This is a genomic window from Wolbachia endosymbiont of Wuchereria bancrofti (assembly GCF_002204235.2).
Taxonomy (GTDB): domain Bacteria; phylum Pseudomonadota; class Alphaproteobacteria; order Rickettsiales; family Anaplasmataceae; genus Wolbachia.
The window spans coordinates 1-9896 of the sequence record NZ_NJBR02000087.1; the positions used below are offsets into that span (position 1 = coordinate 1).

Here is a 9896-nt window from a genome sequence, read left to right on the forward strand (position 1 = left end):
GGTTCAATTCTGACGGAAAAGTTATATCACTATTCAACAAAAGTTCAGCTATATTTTTCTGACTATATTGTACTATGAGAAATAACAATTAAGCTATATAAGGTAATATAGAGCCTAGTTTTTCGTTAAGTTGACGTTAAAACTCTCCAATATAGCCGTTGTTTACCCTAATGACTTGTTCTGCTAAATCTATATTTTACCTTATATGTTTTAAAACTATTATCAACTATTAATGTCCACTCATTCCGCTTGGCTGCTTACTATACTTATGTTACCATGAAGGGCAGAATTTAGATATGCTTATCCTCTTGTTATTGTATCTTAATACCATACTTTCATGTGCACCTTTAGAAGCTAATAGAGTTTAAGTGTATCTCAATAACATATGTAAGTCAATAGACCTTTTTCGAAGCTTAAATTGACAATTTATGATCGCAAATTTGCAATCAGTAAGAATGCAAAAAACTACTTGACAAGCTTTACCAGCCTCCTTATTATAACATTTAAGCTGTTTATTTATCTTCACAATCATGCAGGTTAATAACAAAAAACTTAGGGTATTTAGTATCTTATATTTAATTTTTTGCACTATGTACCTTGTGTCTTCACAACATTCTAGAGGTTTTTACCCATATAAGCTGAAATACGCTTACAAAGTATTTAAGACAGTATAAAATGCCAATTTGCAGGATTAGAAAATAAACACTATTTACTATGGAATATCTTTTACCTTTTTTTACTTAGTAAATTCTTGAATATTTGTAGCTGAAGCATTTAAGGGCAAAAGAAAATGGTGTCATGCCAACCGTGATGTTGGAATGACTTTATTAATCACCAGCTATGGTGAATTAAGACAAGAAAGGTGGAGAATATTAGTAACTTATCATTTTCTTATTTATAAGTAAGAATGGTTAGCAAATACCTAAATTTGAGTAAAAGGAATTTCACCATCATTCATTAATCTGGCTAAAATTCAAAAAATTCAACACTTTAGCTATTTTAAATAGAATTAAATTTATTAATATAAATAATAAATTACTATTCTTAAATTTGATCAGCTTGATTGCAAAAAAACAAGATTTTCTATAAGTTGTTTATAGCCCTAACTATAGTTAGCCTTTCATAAGTAGCAATGCAACAAAGCCATTCTTTTGTCAGTTAATTCTTGTCCTTCAGGTCAAGTATGGCATTACTACACGTGCCGGCTGTCGGACTTGAACTGACAACCTACTGATTACAAGTCAGTTGCTCTACCAATTGAGCTAAGCCGGCGTTAAATACGTTAATAATATATAATTACTAGTGAATTTCAGTCAACTATTTTTATAATTATCAAAGCATTGCATAATGAAGTAGTATGAAAAAATTTTCATTGAAGCCAAAAAAAAGTCTAGGGCAAAATTTTATTTTATCGAGTGAGATAACAAAAAGAATAGTTGTTTTAGCTGGTAATCTGGAAGATTTCAACGTCATTGAAATTGGCCCTGGATATGGTGCCCTAACAAAGGAGATATTAGCACATAATCCAAAGTCTCTTCTGGCTATAGAAAAGGATAGCAATTTAGTGAAATGTCATGACCAATTGCTTAATGAACACCAGGGAAAATTTAGAATTGTAGAAGCAGATGCGCTTTATGTTGTAGAAGAGGAGCTAATAGAACGCCCAGTAAAAGTTATTGCAAACTTGCCTTACAATATTTCGTTAGTGTTATTTTTAAAGTGGTTAAATAAAATAAAACTTTTTACAACTTTGACATTAATGTTTCAGAAAGAGGTAGCAAATCGTATTATAGCAAGACCCAATTCTAAAGACTATGGTTCCCTATCAGTGCTAAGTCAGTTACTATGTGATGTAAGAAGGGAATTTGATATCGAACCTAAAGAGTTTTTTCCAAGACCGAAAGTATACTCTTCGGTCATTACAGTGAGGCCTTTACCTACACAAAGATTTGCAGTAAATTTGGAAGCCTTAACAAAATTAACACGTGCTGTTTTTGCTCAAAGAAGAAAGATGCTAAGGAATAGCTTGCAAAATGTAACGAATCGTACTGAAACTGCTCTTGAACATGCTAAATTAAGTGGAAACGAGCGTCCAAAAAACTTAACTGTTGAACAATTTTGTTTACTAGCGAATAGTATGCAAATTACCTAATTTTTTGATAAAAATATTAAAAAAGTATTTTTGGTTTGCTATGGCTAGCACAGTTCTATGTTATACCAATGCGGTCTCTTAGCATAGGTCTCGCTAACAGGCAGCGGTTGTCGATAAATCCTTAGCTATAAATATTTAAGAAATTTACCATATAAAAAAAAGGCGAAAAACCCCAGATAGTAAGTTTTGACCCTATAATAATTTAAACTGGCGCTTTAATAATTTGCTTACGCTTAGTTTAAGCATGACTTAGCTGAATGTAGAAAAATTTTAAAGATATACAACCGCAATAACTCGATGCAATCCGCCAATAAATACCTAAATTCTTTACTGAATTTTGTTATTGAACCTGCAGGTCAAAAATAAGTTGTGAATCAGAAATACCCTTAGCTCTATGACAACGAGGTTGTTGAAACTTGTCAAGCAGTTCCTTTGTTTGTGTCTTCCTAAAAATAGCAAGGTTTAGTTTAGTTAATTAAATGAGAACTAAGGCTATAGCAACTCAAGTGCAGTTATTAATTAAGCCTTTTTGCCAATTACCACAACATTTTCATTTGGAAAAAAATAGTCAGGTACAACCATATTTTTTGGTGCAGGGCCTCCAATTACCCGACCAGATGTATCATAATATGAACCGTGGCAAGGGCAAAACCAACCGTTTCCATCTTTTGTAGCATGGTCAACTGGTACACATCCAAGATGTGTACATACTCCAACCATAATTAGCCATTCATCTTTTCCTTTGTGTACTCTTTGCTCATCTGACTGAGGGTCCCTCAAATCCTCTACATTCACAACTCTTGCAGCTTTAATTTCTTGCTTTGTACGTCTGCGAATAAATACTGGTTTACCTTGCCATTTTACTTTTATTCCGTGTCCTTCTTGGATTCCAGATAAATTAACTTCAACTGTAGACATCGCCAAGACTTCAGCGGAAGGGTTCATAGACTTAATCAGTGGCCAAAGCCCACTTACAGTTCCTATACTTGCCATAGCGCATGTAGTTAATGTTATAAAATCTCTCCTGCTCTTATTTTTTTTAGTAAGACCTTTAACAGGAGGTGTTTTTTTACCTTCCTTGTCTACTAGTAGTTTTTTATTCTCAGTTAATTTCTTGTTCATCAACCTCTACTCAGCTATGTAGCATACATTTTAATTTAAATACTATAGATTAATCAACAAAAACTTGTACTTTTTACTCTTAGTATGTTTTTATAATACTACAGCTAAGAAGACGCAGAATCTCCAATCTCAGGCATATTCTCTTCAGTAGAACCAGGATCTTCAATTTTTGCCGCTGACACCACCTTTTCTCTACTCTCTGTTTTAAATAGAGTGACTCCCTGAGTACTACGTCCTGCTATTCTAATTCCGTTGACTGAAATGCGAATTAACTTTCCTTTATCTGTAATAAGCATTATATTGTCGTCCTGCTCAACTGGAAAGCTAGCAACGACATTGCCGTTTCTGTTGGTAGTAAGAATATTGGTAATACCAACACCGCCCCTATTGGTTACTCTGTACTCATATGCAGAAGTTCTTTTACCAAAGCCATTTTCAGTAATAGTTAGTATAAACTCTTCATTCGCTGCAAGTTTTAAGAATAATTTGTTATCTATTCCTAAATCGTTTAAAACTTTTTCTAATTTAGAATCAATGGAGTTATTAACTGCAGTTTCTAGTCTTTTTATTAGTGGAACTTTTAGATAAAGCTCTTTTGTTTCTGTTGTAACGCCTATACCGTTTAGTATGGTCATAGATATCACACTATCGTTTTTTGCAAGTTTGATACCTCTTACGCCGTCCGAATTACGGCTTTTAAATTGACGCACGTCGCTTACAATAAATCTAATACTTTTCCCAAGCATTGTTGAAAGTAAAACGTGATCAGTTTCGTTGCATACCTTGACCGATACTAATTTATCCCCTTCATCGAGCTTTATTGCTATTTTCCCGTTACTTGGAATATAGTGAAAGTCAGCTAAAGAGTTACGCCTTATGTTTCCATGAGCAGTAGCAAAAACTATGTTTTGACTTTCATCGCTCTCACTTGGCAGTGGCATTATATTGGTAATTGTTTCGCCACCAGCAAGAGGGAATATGTTAACAAGTGCTCTTCCACGTGCAGTTGGCTCCGCAATAGGTAATTTATAAACTTTTAATCTATAAACTCTGCCAATATTGGAAAAAAATAAAAGGCTAGTGTGGGTGTTCCCAACAAACAATTTTGTGATTACATCCTCTTCTTTTAGCCCCTGTCCTAACTTTCCTTTTCCACCACGACGCTGAGTTCTATAGTGAGAGAGCTTCACGCGCTTAATGTAACCATTCATAGTCACTGTGACTACCATATCCTCTTGTAGGATTAGATCTTCGGCCTCAATGTCTACATCTGATTCTTCTATTGCAGTTTTGCGTGGTACGGCAAATCTGTTCCTTACTTCTTGTAAATTATTTTTTATTTCTTTCATTAATTTCTCTTCTGAACCAAGAAAAGCGATATATTCTTTTACCAGGTTAATCATTGAATTTAGCTCAGCTTCTAATTTGTCTCTTTCGAGACCCGTTAAACGTTGCAATTTCATGTCAAGAATGGCTTTCGTCTGTAACTCGGTTAATCTATACACTCCATCTTTCAAAAAGCTCATGCTATCTGAAACCAAGCCAATAATTATGTTTATTTCAGCTGAGGTTTTCCACTCTTTATTTAAGAGCTTTTTGTTTGCTTCCTCAGGGTCTTTTGCACCTCGGACGATTTTTATCACTTCATCTATGCTCAAGACCGCAATATAAAGTCCTATATATATGTGGGCTTTTTCTCTCGTTTTTCTCAAACGAAATTCTGTTCTCCTGATTAATACTTCTTTTCTAAAATCAACAAAAGCAACTATGATTTCTTTTAATGACATCAAAACAGGTCTATTGTTGTTGAGAACTAAAGTATTAACGCTAAAGCTACTTCTTAGAGGAGTAAGTCCCAGTATTTGATTCAGTATAAAATCTGCTGCAGCATTTTTTCTAAGGTCAATCACTACCCTAATACCAGACTTATCAGACTCATCCCTAATTTCTGTTATGCCATCAATTTTCTCTTCTTTTACAAGCTCACCGATTTTCTCAATTAATTTCACTTTATTTACTTGGTAAGGTATTTCATCAATAACTATTGCTTGCCTATCTTGTGGCAGGTCTTCTATATGAGTTTTACCTTGTATAACAATTGAGCCTCGACCTGTAGCAAACGCTGATCTTATTCCAGACTTACCAAGAATCGTTCCGCCGGTCGGAAAATCTGGCCCTGGTACTACTTTAAGCAATTCATCTAAGGTTACTTCATGGTTGTCTATGTATAACACGCAGGCATCAATTATTTCTCCAAGATTATGAGAAGGAATATTGGTTGCCATACCAACCGCAACACCACTTGCACCGTTTACTAATAGATTCGGAAATTCTGCAGGCAGTACAACAGGCTCAGATTCGTTTCCGTCGTAGTTTGGTCTAAAATCAACTGTATTTTCATCAATATCATTCAATAAGAAGTGTGACACTCCTTGAAGTCTTGCTTCTGTGTATCGCATTGAAGCTGGTGGATCTCCATCTACCGAACCAAAGTTGCCTTGCCCATCAATAAGTGGTAGAAGAAGAGAAAAATCTTGAGCCATTCTGACTAAGGAATCATAAATAGCTGCATCACCGTGTGGATGATATTTCCCCATTACATCCCCAACTATACGAGCTGCCTTTTTATATGGCTTGCCAGCATCGTATCCAGCCCTCGACATTGCATATAATATGCGCCTATGAACGGGTTTAAATCCATCTCGCACGTCAGGTATAGCACGGCTTATAATCACACTCATTGCGTAGGAGAGATAAGAATCTTCCAGTTCTTTCACTATTGAAATTGGTACTATATTGTCTTGCATTTTCTGTACTTTGATCGAAGTGATTTTAATATTAACATTTAGTTAAGCAAATGGTCAATTAGAAATTAGGCTGCATTTGATTCTACTTTTTGTTTACAATAATACTATTGAGTTATAGAATTACATTTCAAAAGGGCAATTAGCTCAGCTGGTAGAGCATCTCGTTTACACCGAGGAGGTCGACAGTTCAAGTCTGTCATTGCCCATGGGTATTTTATCTAACATATCGAAAAACTCGCAAAATAGCCTATTTTTAACCAGCTGTGCATATTGCTTGTATATTTAACTATTTTAGTATTTTAATAAATAATTAGTCTGCTAGTATTATCCTTTATCTATTGATTTGTGAGAGTTGAGAGGTAAAGGTATGACTACAGGAAATATGCTCTATTAATATCTGACTTCGATACCGCTATTACTAATGGGTACACGTATAATGTTTTTGTGGTAAATATTCTGGAACCAAAAGAAGTGATTTTAATTCTAAGGTGGGGTATTCAGTTGCTAATACCGATATAAGAAATTTTTTAGAGAATGCAGGCAGAGTAAAAAACGAGTAGACATTAAAATCAGTATTGCAGTCTGCACTTTTAAACGGAGTGGAAGTTAATATTGTATCGTATACAGGATATTCAAATGCTGTAAGAAAAGTTGTGTAAGATCGTTTGAATTTATTTGGAGAACGTATTTCTGTATTTGGTGGATTTCTAGAAAGCTACAATACTCAGTTGCAAAGGTTAACTGTCAAGGGACGATAAAATCAAGTTAGGAAGAATTTGCACATTTATAAGGCAATTGTAGAGTATAAAACAACCACAATAGTTAGCTACCAAAATCGTAATACGCTGATTGATTATAGTGCAGACAATGTTAAAAGGGTTAATAGATTTGTTGAATCAATAAGCAAGAGAAAGGAGTGGCTTGAAGGAAATGGACTAAGTATTGAAGATGTAAAAATATCAAATTTGAGGGTGTTCAAGTGCTCAAAGAGAACAAAAGTGTTGATTATCTAGAAAAAGTACAAAAATTTATAGATACCAGTTTAGTATAAGGGCCAATTTATGGAAACTTGAGTAAAAAAACCCGTATATTCTACAGTTAATAAACGCACCATTTTTTTAGAGAAAAAAATGAAAATAATTAAATTTGTTTTTATTGAAAACAGTCATAGATTCAAAAAGGAAGTATATAATGTTCAAGACTTGTTTAAAGAAGAGGCAATAAAGGCAATTAAAGAGCAGGGTTACGGTGTGAGCCGTGGGTAAGGAAAAGAAATTATTGTCAAAAGGAGTAAATCAATAGATATTTCAGGGGGTTAAGAAGGTAGTATAGGATGCTCCTGATAGGGTAATACAAGGGTTTAAAGTATCAGAAATAGCACTATAGAGGAACATACACACCAAAATTCTTGAAGATATTCGAAATACATTATTGAAAACACAAGAAAAATCTGCACATAGGAGTACTCAAGAATCGCCACTGTTGCCTTCTAAAAAGAGAAGATCAAGCGATGATATGATTGTTGGTGGTGAGAGTAAAAAACAAACACACTCTAAAACCATCTCCCTAGCATAGGAACTGAGGACAATCAAACTTCTTTTTAAGGAGTACGGTCAAAAAATAATAGATGCTATTTACAGCTTATTTAAAAGAAAAGCAGCAACAAGAATCGAAGGACAGGGCTATAAGTAAGTAGTGGACAAGCAAAGGATAAAGTTACTATTAACGATGATAAGCCAATAGATAATCAAAAAATACACAAAGATATTGCTGATTCTCTGACTAAAATAACAATAGAAAGTAAAGAGCAATTTGAAGATCTTGAGAAGCATTATAAAGGTGAACAGCTGAGCGAGAGATATCAAAGTTATTGAACACTGATTTGCAAAAGGAGAATAGGAAACTCAAACTCTGTAAGCAGAAAGCTAGCCAAGAAATAGGCACCGCTTTTGCCGCCTAAGAATCATAAGGAAAGAGTAATACAAAGTAGAAATACAGATGAAATAAGTAGGTAATCCGCGCAACTTTGCTATAAAGATAAGAGTAACTGACAGAAGAATTGACATAGTCAAAACTAATCCAAGACTCTTGGCTTTATTAAATTTAGTTAGTATACTTAGCATTAGAAAAGCTTCTAAATTATTAGAATTTTCAATGAGCATTTACACTACCTGCTGCCTCCTTGACTTAGCATATATGAACATCTGTAATTAACTTTTTAAGTTTTATTCTAAAATAAAATCAATTTTTACCCTCCTGGAGCTATTCTTACTTCCTGTTGTAGTAACAAATAAACATGTGGTGAAAGTAGATGAAACATTCTGTTGCTTAATAGCCTCAGTTAATTCTGTAGGTACACTACCATTTCTTTCAAAACTCTTACCTATGGCTTTTGCAACACTTTTCCCCTCTAAAGACAGCTTAGTTCTAAACTTGTTTGTCTTCTAAGTTATTAAACCTTGCTTTGCTCTCCTCGTTAGTAAACACTACTTTTATTTTATTACTATCTTATTCACTAGGATGTAGATGAATATTAATCTCCCCCTTTTTTAGCAGTAAAAGACATTTCAATGCTGCCTAAGATATCAGTATAATTTCTTTTTTCGTCTTTATCTTTTTCAATTTTTGCTGTACTTTCTCCGATCTATAATATGTAAACTCTTAATCCTAGCTTTTCTACTTCCTGATTGTTTATGATTTTTGCAGGTTTAACAACACTATCTTTTACATATATTTTACATAAAGATATTTATTATCTCTTTCTACCTCCAATCTGTTTTGAATTTGCTTGCTTCTGTTTACAATACTTTAATATGCTGTTTTTTCTAGATCGCTTTTAATCTTCTTACATTGCGCATTAAGATCGTCCACAAACTTACTAATTTCTTGTTCTATCATACCATTATCATGGTAAAAACCGTATCTTATTTTTCCATCTTATAGTACTAACTTGCTAATGATATATTTCATGATGTCTGAACTTCTTCAGATAATTCATCCTCATCATCGCCATATTTGTTATCGTAGTCTTGTTCATTTGAAATGAAAGAAAATTCACATCTTCTACTATCTACAGGGCAACAGGATATTTTAGAAAGAGTATTTAATACTTTTCCAAATATAAAATTTGTGAAGGTTTCATCCTAATTATTGTTCTTATCTCTGTAACGTAAATTTAGCCTCAGTCCTTGTTTAGGTGTTTATCTATCATTCGTTTAATACCTTCTAAAGTAGTCTTCTACATAATCGGTACTTGAATTACGCAGACTCTTTTTTTCATTTCATCATAAGTTCTTTATCTTCATGTGAACTATGCTCTTCTTTTTTATTTTTCCAATAACAAACTACTGGCTTTTCTGTATAAAATATCGCTTCATTAGTCATATATTAACAACACTCATTTACTTGCTTATTAATGCAAGTTATAGAATATAGATAAGTCAATAAAAAAATATAGCTTGTGTTCCCTCTTCTATGAATATTTATTTTTCCTGCCTCTAATCCATAGGTGGTAATAAAGAATGATGTGACGATATTAGCCATTTATTGTCGCGCCACCTGTAAGTAAATATGTAGCGTGCACTTAGCTCCTCTCCATTCTTCAATTTTAAAGGTATACAAACCTGTATCAACGGCTTTATTGCATCAATGTTCATAGTGCGTTAATCGATTCCTGCAATTGGGTGTGCTTAGTCAAAAAATTTTTAAAACAATCAACACGCTGGGCACTAATTACTCTAGGGTCAGAAAATAAAGTTGGTAGCAATACTGCGTCGTCAATGTAATTTACATCCACTTTATAAGGATCACCAGTT

General features: G+C 33.7%; 7 protein-coding genes and 2 tRNA genes. 5 read left to right on the plus strand and 4 right to left on the minus strand.

Translation table 11 applies throughout. The annotated features are described in order from the left end of the window. Positions 1–1199: 1199 nt before the first annotated feature. Positions 1200–1272 (minus strand) — tRNA-Thr (locus CCY16_RS04300). Between the two features lie 85 nt (positions 1273–1357). On the opposite strand from CCY16_RS04300, the gene rsmA reads away from it, so the two are divergent. Continuing rightward, complete coding sequence (gene rsmA / locus CCY16_RS04305) at positions 1358–2152, plus strand: 16S rRNA (adenine(1518)-N(6)/adenine(1519)-N(6))-dimethyltransferase RsmA (protein WP_088415222.1); 795 nt, start codon at positions 1358–1360, stop codon at positions 2150–2152. Positions 2153–2671: 519 nt separating this feature from the next. On the opposite strand, the gene petA is transcribed toward rsmA, so the two are convergent. Together petA and gyrA are read right to left on the minus strand one after the other, a co-directional pair. Continuing rightward, complete coding sequence (petA, locus tag CCY16_RS04310) at positions 2672–3274, minus strand: ubiquinol-cytochrome c reductase iron-sulfur subunit (protein ID WP_088415224.1); 603 nt, start codon at positions 3272–3274, stop codon at positions 2672–2674. A gap of 104 nt (positions 3275–3378) precedes the next feature. After that, positions 3379–6081, minus strand: coding sequence for a DNA gyrase subunit A (gene gyrA, locus CCY16_RS04315; RefSeq protein ID WP_088415226.1), 2703 nt, complete (start codon positions 6079–6081; stop codon positions 3379–3381). Between the two features lie 133 nt (positions 6082–6214). Here gyrA and CCY16_RS04320 point away from each other — a divergent pair. From CCY16_RS04320 to CCY16_RS05675, 4 genes are all read left to right on the plus strand, one after another. Next, positions 6215–6287 (plus strand) — tRNA-Val (locus CCY16_RS04320). 570 nt (positions 6288–6857) lie between these two features. Continuing rightward, on the plus strand, positions 6858–7094 hold the full coding sequence (locus CCY16_RS04325; RefSeq protein ID WP_088415228.1) for a hypothetical protein: 237 nt from the start codon (positions 6858–6860) through the stop codon (positions 7092–7094). A 117-nt stretch (positions 7095–7211) separates the two neighbouring features. Next, on the plus strand, positions 7212–7346 hold the full coding sequence (locus CCY16_RS06755; RefSeq protein ID WP_281250522.1) for a hypothetical protein: 135 nt from the start codon (positions 7212–7214) through the stop codon (positions 7344–7346). Between the two features lie 166 nt (positions 7347–7512). Further along, on the plus strand, positions 7513–7656 hold the full coding sequence (locus CCY16_RS05675; RefSeq protein ID WP_179946073.1) for a hypothetical protein: 144 nt from the start codon (positions 7513–7515) through the stop codon (positions 7654–7656). Between the two features lie 1922 nt (positions 7657–9578). Here CCY16_RS05675 and CCY16_RS05680 read toward each other — a convergent pair. Beyond that, positions 9579–9737: a hypothetical protein gene (locus CCY16_RS05680; protein ID WP_179946074.1), complete on the minus strand. Its 159-nt coding sequence runs from the start codon at positions 9735–9737 to the stop codon at positions 9579–9581. Positions 9738–9896 lie beyond the last annotated feature (159 nt).

Bases quoted from the DNA above. Each gene is read 5' to 3' on its own strand.
- rsmA (WP_088415222.1), top strand. From the start codon at position 1,358: ATGAAAAAATTTTCATTGAAGCCAAAAAAAAGTCTAGGGCAAAATTTT.
- petA (WP_088415224.1), bottom strand. From the start codon at position 3,274: ATGAACAAGAAATTAACTGAGAATAAAAAACTACTAGTAGACAAGGAA.
- gyrA (WP_088415226.1), bottom strand. From the start codon at position 6,081: ATGCAAGACAATATAGTACCAATTTCAATAGTGAAAGAACTGGAAGAT.
- CCY16_RS06755 (WP_281250522.1), top strand. From the start codon at position 7,212: ATGAAAATAATTAAATTTGTTTTTATTGAAAACAGTCATAGATTCAAA.
- CCY16_RS05680 (WP_179946074.1), bottom strand. From the start codon at position 9,737: ATGAACATTGATGCAATAAAGCCGTTGATACAGGTTTGTATACCTTTA.